This is a genomic window from Streptomyces sp. CB02009 (assembly GCF_001905825.1).
GTDB lineage: Bacteria > Actinomycetota > Actinomycetes > Streptomycetales > Streptomycetaceae > Streptomyces.
This window is the reverse complement of the sequence record NZ_LIVV01000006.1, coordinates 263,766-282,605: the sequence shown is the minus strand read 5'-3', so window position 1 is coordinate 282,605 and position 18,840 is coordinate 263,766. Positions and strand designations below refer to the sequence as shown.

Below are 18,840 nucleotides of genomic sequence, written 5' to 3'. Positions count from 1 at the left end.
AGGCTGGCCGCATGGTCAATCTGACGCGCATCTACACCCGTACCGGCGACCAGGGCACCACGGCCCTCGGCGACATGAGCAGGACCGCCAAGACGGATCTGCGGATCTCCGCCTACGCCGACGCCAACGAGGCCAACGCCGCCATCGGTACGGCGATCGCCCTCGGACAGCTCGACGCGGAGGTCGTGAAGGTCCTCGTCCGGGTGCAGAACGACCTGTTCGACGTGGGCGCGGACCTCTGCACCCCGGTGGTCGAGGACCCGAAGTACCCGCCGCTGCGGGTCGAGCAGTCGTACGTCGACAAGCTGGAGGCCGACTGCGACCTCTTCCTCGAGCAGCTCGAGAAGCTGCGCTCCTTCATCCTGCCGGGCGGCACGCCCGGGGCAGCGCTGCTGCACCAGGCGTGCACGGTGGTCCGGCGGGCGGAGCGCTCCACCTGGGCGGCCCTGGAGGTGCACGGCGAGACGATGAACGCCCTGACCGCGACGTACCTCAACCGCCTCTCAGACCTGCTCTTCATCCTTGCTCGGACGGCGAACAAGGAGGTCGGGGACGTGCTCTGGGTCCCGGGCGGGGACCGCTGAGGCCGCTCCCTCCGGGGCCTTCCGCGGCCAGATCGCGTAGCTGAGCGCGATCAGGCCGTGGATGCCCGCCGTCCGCCAGGCGACGAAGATCCAGCCGTAGAGGCTGTCGGTGTTCCCGTCGTCGCCGACGTACAGCGCGGCCAGGAGCAGCAGCCCCGAGGCCACGGCCGCCGCCGTCACCGAGCCCAGCCAGACCCTGCCCTCGTGGCGGGCGCGGGCCATCCCGTACTGCGGGGGCTTCGGGGGCCGGGGCGCGCCGCCGAAGCGGTGGGCGGCGTGGCCGTCGAGCCACTTCACGGTGCGGTGGCCGTGGCCGACGGTGTAGCCGATGTAGAGGGCGGCGAGGCCGTGCTTCCAGCTGGGATCGGCACCGTTCTTGAGATCGATCGCGGTGACGACGAGGAGGAGGACCTCCAGGAGCGGCTCGCAGAGCAGCAGCGCGATACCCGTCCGGGGCATCTTCAGGAGATAGCGGGCGGCGAGGCCGGCGGCCAGCAGGACCCAGAAGCCGACCTCGCAGACGACGATCAGCGTGACGATCACGAGAGTTCCCCTTTCGGTGCCCCCTCAGCGTCTCCCGGCGGACCGCCCGGATCGTCGTCGCCGATGACGAAGTGCGCCTACATCCTTCGACGGAGGAGCGGATCGGCCCGGACGGCGAGGCCCGGGGCCCGCGGGCCGTGTTGGATGGGGACGTGACACTCCCCCGACCGCACCGCGTCGACCTGCTCATGGCCGTCGGCGGACTCGCCATCGGTCTGCTGATGTGGTCCTTCGGACTGCACACCCAGACCGGCCGGCTGATCAGCGCGCGCTGGGCGACCCTGATCCCGCTCTTCGTGATGGCCTCGATGGTGGCGCTGCGCCGGACGAGGCCGCTGACCGCCCTGCACGTCGGTACGGTCGCCCTCGTCGCGGACCAGTTCACCTACGGCACGCTCGTGACCGCGCTGATGTTCACGGATCTGGTCTACGCGGCCGTGGTCTACGGGACGCCGGCCGCCGCCCGGCGCATCCCGTACCTGACCGGGCTCATCACGATCGGCGTGACGATCGGCTTCCTCGTCTGGTTCCAGAACGCGATCGCCCTGGTGGTCGGCCTGATCACCGGCATGGTGTCGTTCCTGCCCGCGCTGACCGGAGCGGTCGTGCGCAACCACCGCCAGGCCGCCGACGCCGCGCTCCTGCGCGCGGAGCAGACCGCGCTGCTCGCCGAGATGGACCGCACCCAGGCCGTCGTGGCCGAGCGGGCCCGGATGGCGCGCGAACTGCACGACATGGTCGCGAACCACCTCTCCGCCATCGCGATCCACTCCACCGCGGCGATGTCGATCGACGAACCGGCCACCACCCGGCAGGCGCTGACCGTGATCCGGGAGAACAGCGTGGCCGGCCTCTCGGAGATGCGGCGGCTCATCGGCCTGCTCCGGGACAGCGGCGGGGACTCGGAGCCGGCCGCCGCGCCCACGCTCGCCGGGCTGGACGCCCTGGTCGACCAGGCGCGGGCCAACGCGCGGCCGAGCGGTCTCGTCCTCGTCCTGGCGGACAGCCGGGAGTCGACGGCGGGGGTTCCGGCGCCGGTGGAGCTGGCCGCGTACCGGATCGTCCAGGAGTCCCTGACGAACGCGCTCAAGCACGCGGCGCCGGGCGAGGTCCGGGTGGTGCTCACCGGCGGACACACAGCCCTTACGGTCGAGGTCACGAGTCCGCTCGGGCTGCGCCCCGGCCCGACCGCACCCGGTTCGGGCGCCGGCCTGGTGGGGATGCGGGAGCGGGTGGACCTGCTCGGCGGCGGCTTCGAGGCGGGTCCGGTGGCGGACGGCGACGGACGCGAGCGGTGGCAGGTCAGGGCGGAACTGCCCATGGACGTGAAGGACGAGGAGCGGGCATGACAGTGCGGGTGGTGGTCGCCGAGGACCAGTCCGCGGTACGGGCGGGGCTGGTGCTCATCCTGGGCAGCGCACCGGACATCGAGGTCGTCGGCGAGGCGGCGGACGGCGAGCGTGCGGTGGAGCTCGCCCGCGAACTCCGCCCCGATCTGGTCCTGATGGATGTGCAGATGCCCCGGATGGACGGGGTGACGGCGACCGGGATCGTCGTGTCGGAGGGGCTCGCCGATGTGCTGGTCCTGACGACCTTCGATCTCGACGCGTACGTCTTCGGGGCGCTGCGGGCGGGGGCGTCGGGCTTCCTGCTGAAGAACGCGGAGGCGCGGGAGCTGATCGAGGCGGTGCGGACGGTGGCGCGCGGCGAGGGGATGATCGCCCCCGCGGTGACCCGGCGGCTGATCGCGGAGTTCGCGGCCGGCGGCGTTCCGACGCGTCAGACGCCGAAGACGGACCCCTCCGTGCTCGACGTCCTGACGCCGAGGGAGCGGCAGGTCCTGTCGACGCTCGGCCAGGGGCTGTCGAACGCGGAGATCGCGGTACGGCTCGACATGGCGGAGGCGACGGTGAAGACCCACGTCAGCAAGGTGCTCGGGAAGCTGGCGCTGCGAAGCAGGGTCCAAGCAGCCGTCCTGGCACAGGAGTTGGGGGTCTAGGGAACATCGGCGACGTTGGTCTGGACCTCTTGACGATTGGTCCAGACCTTCCTACGCTCGCGGGGCGCGCGCATCTTCACGGACCACCGGACCACCCCCACCCATGTCCGTCCGCAACTTGAGGAGCACCGTTGAGCACTCAAGCACCGACGCGCAGAACAGGGTTCAGACACCGAGCCGCCGCCGGCCTCACCGCCCTGATCCTGCCCCTCGCCGCCATGGTCGGCCTCGCCACTCCCGCCGAAGCGGCCACCTCGGCCACGGCCACGTACACCAAGACCCAGGACTGGGGCACCGGATTCGGTGCCAGCTGGACCGTCAAGAACACCGGCACCACCACCATCAACTCCTGGACCGTCGAGTGGGACTACCCCGCCGGCACCTCCGTGACCTCCGCCTGGGACGCCACCGTCACCAGCTCCGGCAACCACTGGACCGCCAAGAACGTCGGATGGAACGGGACCCTCGCCCCCGGCGCCTCCGTCTCCTTCGGCTACAACGGTGCCGGACCCGGCGCCCCCAGCGGCTGTAAGATCAACGGCGCCGCCTGCGACGGCACCAGCCAGCCCGGCGACAACGCCCCCTCCGCCCCCGGCACCCCCGTCGCCTCTGACATCACCGACACCTCGGTGAAGCTCACCTGGACCGCGGCCACCGACGACAAGGGCATCAAGAACTACGACGTCAAGCGCGACGGCACCACCGTCGCCACCGTCACCGGCCTCACCTACACCAACACGGGCCTGACCGCCGGCACCGACTACAGCTACACGGTCGTCGCCCGCGACACCGTCGACCAGACGGGCCCGGACTCCGGCGCGACTCCCGTCCGCACCACCGGCGGCGGTGGCGGCCAGCCGCTCCCCAACGCCGTGAAGATGGGCTACTTCACCAACTGGGGCGTCTACGGGCGCAACTACCACGTGAAGAACATCGTGACCTCGGGCTCCGCGTCCAAGATCACCCACATCAACTACGCCTTCGGCAACGTCACGGGCGGCAAGTGCACCATCGGCGACGCCTACGCCGACTACGACAAGGCCTACACCGCCGACCAGTCCGTCGACGGCGTCGCCGACACCTGGGACCAGCCGCTGCGCGGCAACTTCAACCAGCTGCGCAAGCTGAAGAAGGCCTACCCGAACATCAAGATCCTGTGGTCCTTCGGCGGCTGGACCTGGTCCGGCGGCTTCGGCCAGGCCGTGCAGAACCCCGCCGCCTTCGCGCAGTCCTGCTACGACCTGGTCGAGGACCCGCGCTGGGCCGACGTCTTCGACGGCATCGACCTGGACTGGGAGTACCCCAACGCCTGCGGCCTCTCCTGCGACACCAGCGGCGCCGCCTCCTTCAAGAACATGATGCAGGCCATGCGGGCCAAGTTCGGCGCGAACTACCTGGTCACCGCGGCCGTCACGGCCGACGCCTCCGCGGGCGGCAAGATCGACGCCGCCGACTACGCGGGCGCCGCGCCGTACATGAACTGGTTCAACGTCATGACGTACGACTTCTTCGGCGCCTGGGCGGCGCAGGGCCCGACGGCCCCGCACTCCCCGCTCACCTCGTACGCCGGCATCCCGCAGGCGGGCTTCAACTCCGCCGAGGCGATCGCCAAGTTCAAGGCGAAGGGCGTCCCGGCCTCCAAGCTGCTGCTCGGCATCGGCTTCTACGGCCGCGGCTGGACCGGCGTCACCCAGGCCGCCCCCGGCGGCACGGCGACCGGACCGGCCGCGGGCACCTACGAGCAGGGCATCGAGGACTACAAGGTCCTCAAGACCTCCTGCCCGGCCACCGGCACCATCGCGGGCACGGCGTACGCCAAGTGCGGCAGCAACTGGTGGAGCTACGACACCCCCGCCACCGTGAACTCGAAGATGAGCTGGGCCAAGAACCAGGGCCTCGGCGGAGCGTTCTTCTGGGAGTTCAGCGGTGACACCAGCAACGGCGAGCTCGTCGGCGCCATCAACACCGGTCTGAACTAACCCCCCACGGGGTCACGAAGAAGCGGGGGCCGGCGCAGCACGCCGACCCCCGCTTCCTCACGTCTCCGCGAGACGCCTCACGCGACATTCACCCTCTGCCCGGGAGGCGCCGCCTCCAGCCAGGCCATGAAACCCGTCCGGGCGTCCTCGCTCATCGCGAGCTCCAGGCGGACGCCCTCGTACATACAGGGCTGGATCACCATGTCGGAGAGCAGGGCGAGCTCCTCCTCGCCCTCCGGCATCCGGCGCTCCAGGGCCACGATGGACGAACGCTCCAGGGTCCGGCGCGGGCGGGGCGCGTACGAGAAGACCCGGAACCAGGCGATCTCGTCACCGCTGTAGCGGGCGACGCCGTACACCCAGCCCTTGCCGCTCGGATCCGGCTCGTCCGGGACGTTCCAGTGCAGGGAGCAGTCGAAGGTGCCGCCGGCACGCTGGATCAGCCTCCGGCGCAAGCCGAAGACGAAGAGCCCGATCACCACCAGTGCGACGACCAGGCCGCACACGAGCAGAGCGAGGAACATCTTCACCGACCTCCTCGCTGCGTCCCGTAGCCGGCACCGCCGGCAGAACCGAATACAACCTGCATCTGCATCGCCTCAGCCGCGGCACGGTCTGGAAAATTCCAGCCGTGCCGCGGCTGAGGGCACTACTCTGCGCGGACCGTCAGCGGACCGCTACCGCGCGCAGCCGGACATCGGCGCGCCGCTCGGCGGCCGCGTCGGAATCCGACTTCGCACGCTCCAGCGCGCGCTCGGCGCGCTGGGCGTCGATCTCGTCCGCCAGCTCGCAGATCTCCGCGAGCAGAGACAGCTTGTCGTCGGCGAACGAGATGAATCCACCGTGGACGGCGGCGACGACGGTCGCGCCCTCACTGGTACGGATGGTCACCGGGCCCGACTCCAGCACACCGAGCAGCGGCTGGTGGCCGGGCATGACGCCGATGTCGCCGGAGGTGGTACGCGCGATGACCAGGGTGGCCTCGCCGGACCAGACACTCCGGTCCGCGGCGACCAGCTCGACGTGCAGCTCAGCAGCCAAGGGTGGCTCCTCGGGTCACCACCCGGCGGTCGTGCCGGGTGTTGGGGTCAATTCTAAGGGGCGTGGTGAGGGGGGCGGGACCGGATCCCGCCCCCCTCGGGAGAGCACGGGGCTCAGGAGACGCCGAGCTCCTTGGCGTTGGCCTTGAGGTCCTCGATGCCACCGCACATGAAGAACGCCTGCTCGGGGAAGTGGTCGTACTCACCGTCGCAGATCGCGTTGAACGCGGCGATCGACTCGTCGAGCGGAACGTCCGAACCGTCCACACCGGTGAACTGCTTCGCCGCGTGGGTGTTCTGGGACAGGAAGCGCTCGACACGGCGGGCGCGGTGGACAACGAGCTTGTCCTCCTCGCTCAGCTCGTCGATACCGAGGATCGCGATGATGTCCTGGAGGTCCTTGTACTTCTGCAGGATTCCCTTGACGCGCGTGGCGGCGTCGTAGTGGTCCTGCGCGATGTAACGCGGGTCCAGGATCCGGGACGTGGAGTCCAGCGGGTCCACGGCCGGGTAGATGCCCTTCTCGGAGATCGGACGGGAGAGAACCGTCGTCGCGTCGAGGTGGGCGAAGGTGGTGGCCGGAGCCGGGTCGGTCAGGTCGTCCGCGGGGACGTAGATCGCCTGCATCGAGGTGATCGAGTGACCACGGGTCGAGGTGATGCGCTCCTGGAGGAGACCCATCTCGTCGGCCAGGTTCGGCTGGTAACCCACCGCGGAGGGCATACGGCCGAGCAGGGTCGACACCTCGGAACCGGCCTGGGTGAAGCGGAAGATGTTGTCGATGAAGAACAGCACGTCCTGCTTCTGCACATCGCGGAAGTACTCCGCCATGGTCAGACCGGCGAGGGCCACGCGGAGACGGGTGCCCGGGGGCTCGTCCATCTGGCCGAAGACCAGCGCGGTCTTGTCCAGAACGCCGGCCTCCTCCATCTCCACCATGAGGTCGTTGCCCTCACGGGTGCGCTCGCCGACGCCCGCGAAGACCGACACACCGTCGTGCAGCTTGGCCACACGGACGATCATTTCCTGGATCAGAACGGTCTTGCCGACACCGGCACCACCGAACAGACCGATCTTTCCACCCTTGACGTACGGGGTGAGAAGGTCGACGACCTTCAGGCCGGTCTCGAACATCTCGGTCTTGGACTCGAGCTGGTCGAAGGCCGGGGCCTTGCGGTGGATCGTCCAGCGCGGCGCGTCGGCCACGGTGGACTCGTCCGCGTTCAGCACCTGACCCAGCGTGTTGAACACGCGGCCCTTGGTGACGTCGCCGACGGGCACCGTGATGCCCGTGCCGGTGTCGGTCACCGGGGCCTGGCGGACCAGGCCGTCGGTGGGCTGCATCGAGATGGTGCGGACAACGCCGTCACCGAGGTGCTGGGCGACCTCGAGGGTCAGCGTCTTGGTCGCGCCCTCCTCGGCCGGGTCCGGAACCTGGACGTTCAGCGCGTTGTAGATCTCCGGCATCGCGTCGACGGGGAACTCCACGTCGACGACCGGGCCGATGACCCGGGCGACGCGGCCCGTGGCGGCGGCCGTCTCAACAGTGGTCGTCATTACTTGTCACTCCCCGCGGTCGCGTCGGCCAGGGCTGCGGTGCCACCGACGATCTCGCTGATTTCCTGGGTGATTTCGGCCTGGCGGGCCGCGTTGGCAAGTCGGGAGAGGTTGTTGATCAAGTCTCCCGCGTTGTCGGTCGCCGACTTCATCGCGCGGCGCGTGGCAGCGTGCTTGGAAGCAGCCGACTGGAGCAGCGCGTTGTAGATCCGGCTCTCGACGTACCGGGGCAGCAGGGCGTCGAGGACGTCCTCCGCCGACGGCTCGAAGTCGTACAGCGGACGAAGCGTGTCCGAGTCGCCCGCCTCCTTCGCCACCTCGTCGAGGCTGAGGGGCAGCAGCCGGGCCTCGACCGCGGTCTGCGTCATCATCGAGACGAACTCGGTGTAGACGATGTGGAGCTCGTCCACACCACCCTCGGCCGTGTCCTTCTCGATCGCCTCGATCAGCGGAGCCGCGATCGTCTTGGCGTCGCCGTACGACGGCTGGTCCGTGAACCCGGTCCACGAGCCGGCCAGCTTCCGCTCACGGAAGCTGTAGTGCGCGATGCCACGACGGCCCACCACGTAGATGGTGACCTCGCGACCCTCGCCCTCCAGCTTCGCCGTCAGCTTCTCCGCCGCCTTGATGGCGTTGGAGTTGAAGGCACCGGCCAGACCGCGGTCGCTCGAGAGGAGCAGGACCGCGGCGCGGATCGGGTTCTCCGCCTCGGTGGTCAGCGGGTGCTTGTCGTTCGCACCCGTGGCCACCGCCGTGACCGCGCGCGTCAGCTCGGTCGCGTACGGAGTCGACGCCTGCACCTTGCGCTGCGCCTTGACGACACGCGAGGCGGCGATCATCTCCATCGCCTTGGTGATCTTCTTCGTCGCGGTGACGGATTTGATGCGACGCTTGTAGACCCGGAGCTGCGCTCCCATGAGTCAGGTCCCTTCCGTCGTCACTTCGAGACGTTGACGGCGGCAGGAGCGTCCTCGCCCAGCAGCTTGCCGTCAGAGGTCTCGAACTGCTTCTTGAACTCCGCGATGGCGTCGCCCACGGCCTGCAGGGTGTCGTCGGACATCTTGCCGCCCTCACGGATGGAGGTCATGAGGCCCGAGTGGTTCTGGCGGAGGTACGCCAGGAGCTCGGCCTCGAAGCGGCGGATGTCGGCGACCGGGACGTCGTCCATCTTGCCGGTGGTGCCGGCCCAGACGGAGACGACCTGGTTCTCGGTGGGCATCGGCTGGTACTGAGCCTGCTTGAGCAGCTCGACCATGCGCTGTCCACGCTCCAGCTGCGCCTTGGAGGCGGCGTCCAGGTCGGAACCGAAGGCGGCGAACGCCTCGAGCTCACGGAACTGGGCCAGGTCCACACGGAGGCGACCGGAGATCTGCTTCATCGCCTTGTGCTGGGCGGAGCCACCGACACGCGAGACCGAGATACCGACGTTCAGGGCCGGACGCTGGCCGGCGTTGAACAGGTCGGACTCCAGGAAGCACTGGCCGTCGGTGATGGAGATGACGTTGGTCGGGATGAACGCCGACACGTCGTTCGCCTTGGTCTCGACGATCGGAAGACCGGTCATCGAACCGGCACCCAGCTCGTCCGAGAGCTTCGCGCAGCGCTCGAGCAGACGCGAGTGCAGGTAGAAGACGTCACCCGGGTAGGCCTCACGGCCCGGCGGGCGGCGCAGCAGCAGCGACACGGCGCGGTAGGCGTCGGCCTGCTTCGACAGGTCGTCGAAGACGATCAGGACGTGCTTGCCCTGGTACATCCAGTGCTGGCCGATGGCGGAGCCGGTGTACGGCGCCAGGTACTTGAAGCCGGCCGGGTCGGACGCCGGGGCGGCGACGATCGTCGTGTACTCGAGCGCACCGGCCTCTTCCAGGGCGCCGCGCACGGACGCGATGGTCGAGCCCTTCTGGCCGACGGCGACGTAGATGCAGCGGACCTGCTTGTTCACGTCGCCCGAGCGCCAGTTGTCGCGCTGGTTGATGATCGTGTCGACACACAGAGCGGTCTTGCCGGTCTGACGGTCACCGATGATCAGCTGACGCTGACCACGGCCGACCGGCGTCATGGCGTCGACGGCCTTGTAGCCGGTCTCCATCGGCTCGTGCACCGACTTACGGGCCATCACGCCCGGGGCCTGCAGCTCGAGGGCGCGGCGGCCCTCGGTCGCGATCTCGCCGAGACCGTCGATCGGGTTGCCGAGCGGGTCGACGACGCGACCCAGGTAACCCTCACCGACACCGACGGAGAGGACCTCGCCGGTGCGCTGCACCGACTGACCCTCCTCGATGCCGCTGAACTCGCCGAGGACGATCGCACCGATCTCGCGCTCTTCGAGGTTCAGCGCGAGACCGAGGGTCCCGTCCTCGAACTTCAGCAGCTCGTTCGCCATGGCCGAGGGAAGACCCTCGACCTTCGCGATACCGTCACCGGCCAGGCTGACCGTGCCGACCTCCTCGCGCGAGGCCGCGTCCGGCTGGTACGACTGGACAAAGTTCTCCAGTGCGTCCCGGATCTCCTCCGGCCGGATCGTGAGCTCCGCCATCTGGGTTCCCTGCTCTCCTTGTTGGGCCCGAAGTTTCTTAAGGGGTCTGGGGGCCGACCCCCAGGAATCTTCTGCAATCTCTGCACGGCCCAACCGGGCCGCTGGTGATGCTGTGTAGCTGTGATGCCTTGTGCTGGTGACGGTCGTCAGCCGGCCAGTCGACGGGTCGCCTCGTCGAGGCGCTCCGCGATCGATCCGTTGATGACCTCGTCGCCGACCTGCACCGTGATCCCGCCGAGGACCGCGGGGTCCACGTCCAGGTTGAGGTGCATCTCGCGGCCGTACAGCTTGGCGAGTACGGCTCCGAGGCGCTGCTTCTGCCGGTCCGACAGCGGCACCGCCGAGGTGACGACGGCGACCATCCGGTCCCGGCGCGCCGCGGCGAGCTTGGAGAGGGACTCGAGTCCCGCTTCCAGGCTACGTCCCCGGGGCTGGGTCACCAGACGGACGACCAGACGCTCGGTGGTGACGTTGGCCTTGCCGCCGAGCAGGCTGCGGAGCAGCTCGCCCTTGGCGGTGGCCGTGGCGGCCTTGTCCGTCAGCGCCGAGCGGAGCTCGGGGCTGGAGGACACGATCCGGCCGAAGCGGAACAGCTCGTCCTCGACACCGTCGAGGGCGCCCGCCTTCTGCGCCGCGGTGAGGTCGGCGGTGTTCGCCAGTTCCTCGGTCGCGTCGACCAGGTCACGCGAACGCGACCAGCGGGAACGCACCATGCCGGACACCAGGTCGACGGTCTCGCCGCCCACCTGACCGCTCAGGAGTCGCTGCGCGAGCTCGGCCTTGGCCTCGCCCGACTGCGCGGGGTCGGTCAGGACCCGACGCAGCGACACCTCGCGGTCGAGCAGCGTGGTGACTGCGGCCAGCTCGTCCGCGAGCTTCGTCGCGTCGGCCGACGTGTTGTCGGTCAGCGCGTCGAGGGACTCACGTCCGGCGGCCAGTGCCTCACGGCTCGCTCCGTTCATCGGACGGCCTCCGCCTTCTCCTCGAGCTCGTCGAGGAAGCGGTCGATCGTCCGGCTCTGGCGCGCGGAGTCCTCGAGGGACTCGCCGACCAGCTTGCCGGCCAGGTCGGTGGCGAGCTTGCCCACGTCCTGACGCAGCGAGGCAGAGGCGGCCTTGCGGTCGGCCGCGATCTGCGTGTGGCCGGCCGCGATGATCTCCTCGCGCTGGCGCTGGCCTTCCGCCTTCATCTCCTGGATGATCGCGGTGCCCTGCTCCGTGGCCTCCTGGCGAAGACGCGCGGCCTCGTGGCGGGCCTCGGCGAGCTGGGCCTTGTACTGCTCCAGCACGCTCTGAGCCTCGATCTGGGCCGACTCGGCCTTCTCGATGCCACCCTCGATGGCCTCGCGACGCTGCTCCAGAACCTTGTTGATGTTCGGGAGGAGCTTCTTGGCGAGGAAACCGAAGACGATGACGAAGGCGATCAGGCCGATGACGAGCTCGTCGAGATGCGGGATCAGAGGAGGCTGGGGCTCCTCCGCCGCCGCAAGAAGCAGAGCGTTCACATCAGTGCCTTCCGTAAAAAGAATCGGGCAGTCGGTCCGGCTTACTGGTAGACGAAGCCCATGACGATGCCGATGAGGGCGAGCGCCTCACAGAACGCGAAGCCCATGATCTGGTTGGTGCGGATCAGGCCGGCAGCTTCGGGCTGACGGGCGAGCGCCTGCGTACCGTTACCGAAGATGATGCCGACGCCGACGCCGGGGCCGATCGCGGCGAGGCCGTAACCGATCGAGGCGACGTTGCCGACGACGTTGGTCTTGGCGCTGCCACCTTCGGCGGCAAGGTTGATCATGTCGAGAGCAGCGGACATGCCGTTACTTCCTTCTCTTTCAATGACCCGGTGGGGGTTGGCCACCGGACGACTGTTGGATTGGGGGGTGGAGCTACGGGGCCGGATCGGCTCAGTGGTGCTCGGAGAGCGCGCCCTGGATGTAGCTGCAGGCCAGGAGGACGAAGACGTACGCCTGGACAGCCTGGATGAAGAGCTCGAAGGCGGTCATCACGAGGACCATCACGAACGAGGCGCCGGCGTAGACGAAGCCCAGGCCGTTCATGAGGTACCAGGTGGCCAGCGAGAACATCACGATCAGCAGGTGACCGGCGAACATGTTCGCGAACAGTCGCACCGCGTGCGTGAAGGGCCGGATCAGCAGGTTCGAGAAGAACTCGAGGACGACGACCATCGGAAGGATCGCGCCGAGCGACTTGTCGTAGCCGACGATGTTCTTCCAGCCGCCGACGAAGCCGTGCTTCTTGAACGTCAGCGAGATCCACATGACGTAGACGATCAGCGCGAGACCGGCCGGGAAGGCGATCAGCGAGGTGACCGGGAACTGGGCGAGCGGAATGATCGACCAGAGGTTCATGATCCAGACGAAGAAGAACAACGACACCATGAAGGGGACGTACTTCTCGCCGTCCTTCTTGCCGATGATCTCGTAGACGATGCCGCGGCGCACGAAGTCGTAACCGGCCTCGCCAACCATCTGCAGCTTGCCGGGGACCAGCTTGGGCTTGCGGAACGCGGCCCAGAAGAACCCGACGACCACGATGGAGCCCAGGAGGGCGAGCAGCATCGGCTTGGTGAGCTCGATGCCTCCCACCGTCGCGATGGGCTCGTACATGAACGTGTGCAGGCCCGGCGCCGGGAAGCCACATCCACTGAAGATGTGGCAATCCGGGTCGAAGGCAAGCGTCTGGTCAGCACTCACCGCGGGCTCCTTCAGCGTGGCGCATAGGTACGGCAACCTCGTTGTGTCGGCGCGGCACGCAGCCGCGGGTCGGCACTGGACTGGTCTTACGGATAAGGGGGCGGCGGTTCGGCATCGAGCCTCGCGCTGGGACAGGCGTCTCGGATGCCCGCGCCCGCAGTGCCGCAGTTGGCACCGGACGATAGCAGGAAGCCGAACGCGGCTTTATCCCGGCCCTACCCTTCACGACTTCGACCCCGTGTTTCCGGGGTCGATGTACGTGATCTTGGCCTTCATGTAGGCACGGGCCTGTGCGGCGACCCACACCACGGTCGTCGCGAGCAGCGTGAAAGCGAAGGCCTTGAAGTTGAACAGCGTGGTGTTCTTGAGCAAAGCCAGGAAGATGAAGAGCACCAGCAACTGGGCCGTGTAGAGCATGAGCCCCATGGCCTGGAACAGATGCGGGAGCGACTTCGCCGTCCGCTGCAGGACGACCTGCCCGATTCCCATGAAGAGGAGCACGACCAGGGTGCCGACGACGGCGCCGAGCGCGCCCTTGCCACCGGCGACCACAGCGCTGATGACCGTGGCGATCGCGCCGACGGCAGCGGTGGGGATGACGGTGTGCAGGAGGATGCGTGCGTCGTTGGACGGCATGGCGGTGTCTCCGCTTGCTGGAGGGGGCGATGGTGTCGTCAAGGACGAGCGTAAGCCCGGTCCGAGGTGGGTCTCGGGGCCAACAGACCGTCGCACTACGGTCTTTCGGCACTGTCGCCGGGTCTCGTGAACGGTATCACAAACTATTTGAATAGGTCTTTACCCATAAGGTGTGCCAACCGTCACACATGAGAGTTACCCCGCGCGTGTGTGCACGACAGGGCGGCGCCTTGTCTGCTAATGGCCGCGAATGCGGCCTTCGTCAACTTGGCGTTCCGGCCTTCCGCCTGTCGGTGAAGCGCCCGCGGTTGCCGATGGCGGTGGCGCCGTTGATGCCGGCGGGCACCGGAATGCGCTCCTCCTCGACCACGACCGGCTCCGGGACGGCCTCCGCGACGGGAACCCTCTTGCGGCGCCGGTAGCGGGGCGGTACGACCGACTCGGCCCAGCGGGGCGCGCGCGGGGTGAAGCGCGGCAGCAGGAGCAGCACCAGACCGATCGCGCTGAGCGCGACGACGCAGAGGACGATCCACATCGACGCCGAGTGGACCGAGTACGCCAGCGTCCCGAAGGCGATGAGCGCCGACCAGAAGTACATGATCAGGACCGCGCGGCTGTGCGAGTGCCCGATCTCCAGGAGCCGGTGGTGCAGGTGCCCGCGGTCGGCCGCGAACGGCGACTGCCCCTTCCAGGTGCGGCGCACGATCGCGAGGACCAGGTCCGCCATGGGGATCGCGATGATCGTCAGCGGCAGCACCAGCGGGATGAAGACCGGCAGGGCGGCGTGCGTGGCCTGACGGGTCGAGCCCTCGAAGATCTTCAGCGCGTCCGGGTCGACCTGGCCGGTGATCGAGATGGCCGAGGCCGCCAGGATCAGGCCGATCAGCATCGAGCCGGAGTCGCCCATGAAGATCCGCGCCGGATGCATGTTGTGCGGCAGGAAGCCCAGGCACATGCCCATGAGGATCACGGTGAACAGCGTCGCCGGGGCGGCGGCCTCGATCGTGTAGCCGTACCAGAGGCGGTACGCGTACAGGAAGAACGCGGCGGCGGCGATGCACACCATGCCGGCCGCGAGACCGTCGAGGCCGTCGACGAAGTTGACCGCGTTGATGGTGAGGACGACCAGGGCGACGGTCAGGAGCGTGCCCTGCCACGGGGTCAGGGAGACGACGCCGACACCCGGGATCGGCAGCCACAGGATCGTCAGACCCTGCGCCACCATGACGCCCGCCGAGATCATCTGCGCGCCCAGCTTGATCAGGGCGTCCAGCTCGAACTTGTCGTCCAGGACGCCGATCAGCCAGATCAGGGCGGCACCGGAGAGCAGCGCGCGCGGCTCGTTGGAGAGCTCGAAGACGCTGTTCAGGTTCTGCAGGTGGTCGGCGACGAGGAGTCCCGCGCACAGCCCGAAGAACATGGCGATGCCACCGAGCCGCGGAGTCGGTTCTCGGTGTACGTCTCGGGCGCGGATCTCCGGCATCGCCCCGGTCGCGATGGCGAACTTCCGCACCGGACCGGTGAGCAGATAGGTCACCGCGGCCGTGACACAGAGCGTCAGCAGGTAATCACGCACGGGCTGCCCCACAGGTTTCGCTGGCCATCTCAGCCCCACACCCTAGCCGGGCCGTCCATGTGCTTGGAGACACCTGGACCCCGCGAACGGTTGCACAGCGACTTTCCGTGACCTCTCCTCAGCCCCCATACGGGGGAAATCGCCCGGTCAGGCCCCTTACCTCCGCCCGGACCCGGGCCGTCTCCGCGGGATCGTCACGCAGAGCCGCGGTGAACAGGGCGGCGATCCTCGCCATCTCAGGGGCGCCCATGCCCTGCGTGGTGACGGCCGCGGTGCCGAGCCGGATCCCGCGCCCCTCCCCGTACGGCAGCGCACAGGTGTCGAGGACCATGCCGGCGGCGGCGAGCCGGGCGCGCGCGGTGCGGCCGTCGACGCCGAGGGGCGCCGGGTCGGCGGTGATGAGGTGGGTGTCGGTGCCGCCGGTCGTCAGCGCGAAGCCCTCGGCGGCGAGCGCGGCCGCGAGCACGCGCGCGTGCTCGACCACCTGGTGGGCGTACGCGGTGAACGCCGGGGTGGACGCCTCGCCGAAGGCCACCGCCTTCGCCGCGATCGTGTGCATCTGGGCGCCGCCCTGGGTGAAGGGGAAGACGGCCCGGTCGATCCGACCCGCGAGCTCCTCCCCGCAGAGCACCATCCCGCCGCGCGGCCCCCGCAGCACCTTGTGGGTGGTCGCGCAGACGACATCGGCGTACGGGACGGGGCTGGGGGCCGCTCCCCCGGCGACCAGGCCGATGGGGTGGGCGGCGTCGGCGATGAGGTACGCGCCGACCTCGTCGGCGATCTCGCGGAACAGCGCGTAGTCGAGGTGCCGGGGGTACGAGATGGAGCCGCACACGATCGCCTTGGGGCGGTGGTGGCGGGCGAGCGCGGCGACCTGCTCGTAGTCGACGAGTCCGGTCTCGGCGTCGACGCCGTAGGGGACGAAGTCGAACCAGCGCCCGGAGAAGTTGGCGGGCGAACCGTGGGTCAGGTGCCCTCCGTGGTCGAGGCCCATGGCGAGCACCGTGTCACCGGGCCTCAGAAGGGCCGCGTACGCCGCCAGGACGGCCGAGGAGCCCGAGTGCGCCTGGACGTTCGCGTGGTCGGCTCCGAACAGCGCGGTGGCCCGTTCCACGGCGATCCGCTCGGCGGCGTCGGCGTACTCGCAGCCGCCGTGGTGACGCGCGCCGGGATACCCCTCGGCGTACTTGTTGGCGAGCGGGGAACCGAGGGCGGCGAGGACGGCGGGCGAGGTGAAGTTCTCCGCGGCGATCAACTGCAGGCTGTCGGCCTGCCGCCGTACCTCGCCGAGCAGCACGTCGGCGACCTCCGGGTCCTGCCGGCGCAGGACGTCGAGAGCCTCATCGGGGGGAGCGGTGACCGGCATGGCTGACTCCGGGCGTGGAGGGATGTCAGCACCAATGTAGGCAGGCCGGCCCCCACGCGCCCGGTGAACGCCGGGCAACCCCCACACGAACACCGACCGCGCGGCGGCCGGTTCAGTCGCGCGCCCGTACGCCCGTCAGTGCCGTGACCACCGGGTCCAGCGCCTGGTTGATCTCGTCGCCGATCGAGCGGAAGAAGGTGATCGGGGCCCCGTACGGGTCGTTGACCTCGTCCGCGTCCACCGAGGGGGCGAGGAGCCACCCGCGTAGAGCCGCTGCCGCGCGGACCAGGGCACGCGCGCGTTCCACCATGCCCTCGTCGCGGGCGTCCGGGAGCGTCGCCGGGTCGATCGCGCGGACCAGGCGGGTGAACTCCTTCAGGGTGAAGGTGCGCAGGCCGGCCGAGTGGCCCATCGAGATGACCTGGGCACGGTGGTCGCGGGTCGCCGTCAGGACGAGGTCCGCGCGGATGACGTGCTCGTCGAGGAGCTCGCGCCCCACGAAGCCGCTGTAGTCCGCGCCGAAGTCGGCGAGGACCAGTTCCGCGTTGGCCTCCATCGGAGCGCCCTCGTGGCCCCAGGTGCCCGCGCTCTCCACGATCAGGCCGCCGCCGAGCGGGTCGCCGAGGCGGTCGCTCAGGGCATGCCGGGTCAGCCGCTCGGTGATCGGCGAGCGGCAGACGTTGCCGGTGCTGACGTGGAGGATGCGGAAGGTGGTGCTGTCGTCGAACCCCGCTATGCCACGCCCCTCAGGGGCGGTCAATTCGCCACCTCGAGGTCGGGTACGACCTTCCGGAGCTCCTCCGGCGAGAGCGCGCCCTCGCGCAGCAGCACCGGCACCTTGCCCGTGACGTCGACGATGGAGGACGGGACGATGCCGGGCGTCGGGCCGCCGTCCAGGTAGACGGAGACGGAGTCGCCGAGCATCTGCTGGGCCGCGTCGCAGTCCTCAGGGGACGGGTGCCCCGTGAGGTTCGCCGACGAGACGGCCATCGGGCCGACCTCGGTGAGCAGCTCGATGGCGACCGGGTGCAGCGGCATGCGGATGGCGACGGTGCCCCGGGTGTCGCCCAGGTCCCACTGCAGGGACGGCTGGTGCTTGGCGACGAGCGTGAGGGCGCCGGGCCAGAAGGCGTCGACGAGCTCCCACGCCTGCTCGGAGAAGTCCGTGACGAGGCCGTGGAGGGTGTTCGGGGAGCCGATGAGCACGGGCGTGGGCATGTTGCGGCCCCGGCCCTTGGCGGCGAGCAGGTCCGCGACGGCCTCGCTGCTGAAGGCGTCCGCCCCGATCCCGTACACGGTGTCGGTGGGCAGCACGACCAGCTCGCCCCGGCGGACGGCGGACGCGGCCTCGCGCAGACCGGTCACGCGGTCGGTCGCCTCGTTGCAGTCGTATCGCCGTGCCATCAGTTCCCGGCCTCCTCGTACGCGTGGTTCGTCATGGCGGTCATGCCGGTCATGGCATGGCCTTGCGGGCGGTCGCGAAGCGCGGCCGGTTGTTCAGGTCCGGGTGGTCGGCGGCGTCGGCCCAGCCGGCCTCTTCGTTGAAGATCCACGGCACCTGCCCGCCCTGGGTGTCCGCGTGCTCGATGACGACGAGGCCGCCGGGACGGAGCAGCCGGTGGGCGGTGCGCTCGATGCCGCGGATGGTGTCGAGGCCGTCCTCGCCGGAGAAGAGGGCCATCTCCGGATCGTGGTCACGGGCCTCGGGCGCCACGTACTCCCACTCGGTGAGCGGGATGTACGGCGGGTTGGAGATGACCAGGTCGACCTGGCCGTCCAGCTCGGGCAGCGCGCGGAGCGCGTCGCCCTGGTGGACGGTGACGCGCGAGCCCTCGGCGTTCTTGCGCGTCCACACGAGCGCGTCGTCGGAGAGCTCGACCGCGTGCACGCGCGAGCGCGGCACCTCCTGGGCCATCGCGAGGGCGATGGCGCCGGAGCCGGTGCAGAGGTCGACGATGAGGGGTTCGACGACGTCCATCGCGCGCACGGCGTCTATGGCCCAGCCGACGACCGACTCGGTCTCCGGGCGCGGCACGAAGACCCCGGGCCCGACCTGGAGCTCCAGGTAGCGGAAGAACGCCCGCCCCGTGATGTGCTGGAGCGGTTCGCGGGCCTCGCGGCGGGCGACCGTCTCCCAGTAGCGGGCGTCGAAGTCCGCGTCCTTGACGTTGTGCAGCTCCCCCCGCTTGACGCCGTGCACGAACGCGGCGAGCTCCTCCGCGTCGAAACGCGGTGAGGGAACGCCGGCGTCGGCCAGCCGCTGGGTGGCCTGGGCCACCTCGGCAAGCAGCAGGTTCACGCTGGTCCTCCG

Annotated in this window: 20 protein-coding genes; 4 read left to right on the top strand and 16 right to left on the bottom strand. The window is 69.4% G+C overall.

The genetic code is table 11. The features are described 5' to 3' along the window. Positions 1-11 precede the first annotated feature (11 nt). Positions 12-584, top strand: coding sequence for a cob(I)yrinic acid a,c-diamide adenosyltransferase (locus AMK27_RS25100; protein WP_073912448.1), 573 nt, complete (start codon positions 12-14; stop codon positions 582-584). Here the strand turns inward: AMK27_RS25100 and AMK27_RS25095 are convergent. After that, entirely contained in the window at positions 504-1,127 is a 624-nt protein-coding gene (locus AMK27_RS25095) for a hypothetical protein (RefSeq protein WP_073912446.1), read from the bottom strand. The genes AMK27_RS25100 and AMK27_RS25095 overlap by 81 nt on opposite strands. A gap of 152 nt (positions 1,128-1,279) precedes the next feature. Here AMK27_RS25095 and AMK27_RS25090 point away from each other — a divergent pair, with 152 nt between their 5' ends. The 3 genes from AMK27_RS25090 (at position 1,280) to AMK27_RS25080 (ending at position 5,105) form a co-directional block, all read left to right on the top strand. Beyond that, positions 1,280-2,476: a sensor histidine kinase gene (locus AMK27_RS25090; protein WP_241847597.1), complete on the top strand. Its 1,197-nt coding sequence runs from the start codon at positions 1,280-1,282 to the stop codon at positions 2,474-2,476. After that, entirely contained in the window at positions 2,473-3,126 is a 654-nt protein-coding gene (locus AMK27_RS25085; RefSeq protein WP_073912444.1) for a response regulator, read from the top strand. Before AMK27_RS25090 ends, AMK27_RS25085 begins: the two co-directional genes overlap by 4 nt. Before the next feature lie 131 nt (positions 3,127-3,257). Further along, on the top strand, positions 3,258-5,105 hold the full coding sequence (locus tag AMK27_RS25080) for a glycosyl hydrolase family 18 protein (protein WP_376317032.1): 1,848 nt from the start codon (positions 3,258-3,260) through the stop codon (positions 5,103-5,105). 77 nt (positions 5,106-5,182) lie between these two features. Here the strand turns inward: AMK27_RS25080 and AMK27_RS25075 are convergent, their stop codons facing one another. The 15 genes from AMK27_RS25075 to prmC form a co-directional block, all read right to left on the bottom strand. Continuing rightward, a complete protein-coding gene (locus tag AMK27_RS25075) occupies positions 5,183-5,629 on the bottom strand; it encodes a DUF2550 domain-containing protein (protein WP_073913206.1) in 447 nt (148 codons plus the stop codon). Between the two features lie 142 nt (positions 5,630-5,771). Continuing rightward, positions 5,772-6,146, bottom strand: coding sequence for a F0F1 ATP synthase subunit epsilon (locus AMK27_RS25070; protein ID WP_024761909.1), 375 nt, complete (start codon positions 6,144-6,146; stop codon positions 5,772-5,774). 113 nt (positions 6,147-6,259) lie between these two features. Next, the gene (gene atpD, locus AMK27_RS25065) at positions 6,260-7,702 is read right to left on the bottom strand and encodes a F0F1 ATP synthase subunit beta (protein ID WP_030321098.1); all 1,443 of its coding nucleotides are present in this window, start codon (positions 7,700-7,702) and stop codon (positions 6,260-6,262) included. Further along, positions 7,702-8,619, bottom strand: a complete 918-nt coding sequence (locus tag AMK27_RS25060; RefSeq protein ID WP_073912440.1) for a F0F1 ATP synthase subunit gamma — start codon at positions 8,617-8,619, stop codon at positions 7,702-7,704. The genes atpD and AMK27_RS25060 overlap by 1 nt, the downstream gene beginning before the upstream one ends. Positions 8,620-8,639: 20 nt before the next feature. After that, the gene (atpA, locus tag AMK27_RS25055; RefSeq protein WP_030321094.1) at positions 8,640-10,238 is read right to left on the bottom strand and encodes a F0F1 ATP synthase subunit alpha; all 1,599 of its coding nucleotides are present in this window, start codon (positions 10,236-10,238) and stop codon (positions 8,640-8,642) included. 146 nt (positions 10,239-10,384) lie between these two features. Next, complete coding sequence (locus tag AMK27_RS25050; protein ID WP_073912438.1) at positions 10,385-11,200, bottom strand: F0F1 ATP synthase subunit delta; 816 nt, start codon at positions 11,198-11,200, stop codon at positions 10,385-10,387. Then, the gene (locus AMK27_RS25045) at positions 11,197-11,742 is read right to left on the bottom strand and encodes a F0F1 ATP synthase subunit B (protein ID WP_073912436.1); all 546 of its coding nucleotides are present in this window, start codon (positions 11,740-11,742) and stop codon (positions 11,197-11,199) included. Before AMK27_RS25045 ends, AMK27_RS25050 begins: the two co-directional genes overlap by 4 nt. Positions 11,743-11,783: 41 nt before the next feature. Further along, a complete protein-coding gene (atpE, locus tag AMK27_RS25040; RefSeq protein WP_024761915.1) occupies positions 11,784-12,050 on the bottom strand; it encodes an ATP synthase F0 subunit C in 267 nt (88 codons plus the stop codon). A gap of 91 nt (positions 12,051-12,141) precedes the next feature. Continuing rightward, positions 12,142-12,951 (bottom strand): F0F1 ATP synthase subunit A, encoded by an 810-nt coding sequence (gene atpB / locus AMK27_RS25035; protein ID WP_073912434.1) that lies wholly within the window; start codon positions 12,949-12,951, stop codon positions 12,142-12,144. A gap of 222 nt (positions 12,952-13,173) precedes the next feature. Further along, positions 13,174-13,587, bottom strand: a complete 414-nt coding sequence (locus tag AMK27_RS25030; RefSeq protein WP_073912432.1) for a hypothetical protein — start codon at positions 13,585-13,587, stop codon at positions 13,174-13,176. A 262-nt stretch (positions 13,588-13,849) separates the two neighbouring features. Further along, positions 13,850-15,163: an MraY family glycosyltransferase gene (locus AMK27_RS25025; RefSeq protein WP_073912430.1), complete on the bottom strand. Its 1,314-nt coding sequence runs from the start codon at positions 15,161-15,163 to the stop codon at positions 13,850-13,852. Positions 15,164-15,281: 118 nt separating this feature from the next. Continuing rightward, the gene (gene glyA, locus AMK27_RS25020) at positions 15,282-16,529 is read right to left on the bottom strand and encodes a serine hydroxymethyltransferase (RefSeq protein WP_073912428.1); all 1,248 of its coding nucleotides are present in this window, start codon (positions 16,527-16,529) and stop codon (positions 15,282-15,284) included. Positions 16,530-16,641: 112 nt separating this feature from the next. Then, positions 16,642-17,289, bottom strand: a complete 648-nt coding sequence (locus AMK27_RS25015) for an arsenate reductase/protein-tyrosine-phosphatase family protein (RefSeq protein ID WP_073912426.1) — start codon at positions 17,287-17,289, stop codon at positions 16,642-16,644. Continuing rightward, a complete protein-coding gene (locus tag AMK27_RS25010) occupies positions 17,286-17,933 on the bottom strand; it encodes an L-threonylcarbamoyladenylate synthase (RefSeq protein WP_030321077.1) in 648 nt (215 codons plus the stop codon). Before AMK27_RS25010 ends, AMK27_RS25015 begins: the two co-directional genes overlap by 4 nt. A 49-nt stretch (positions 17,934-17,982) precedes the next feature. Continuing rightward, positions 17,983-18,828, bottom strand: coding sequence for a peptide chain release factor N(5)-glutamine methyltransferase (gene prmC, locus AMK27_RS25005; protein ID WP_073912424.1), 846 nt, complete (start codon positions 18,826-18,828; stop codon positions 17,983-17,985). Between the last annotated feature and the right edge of the window lie 12 nt (positions 18,829-18,840).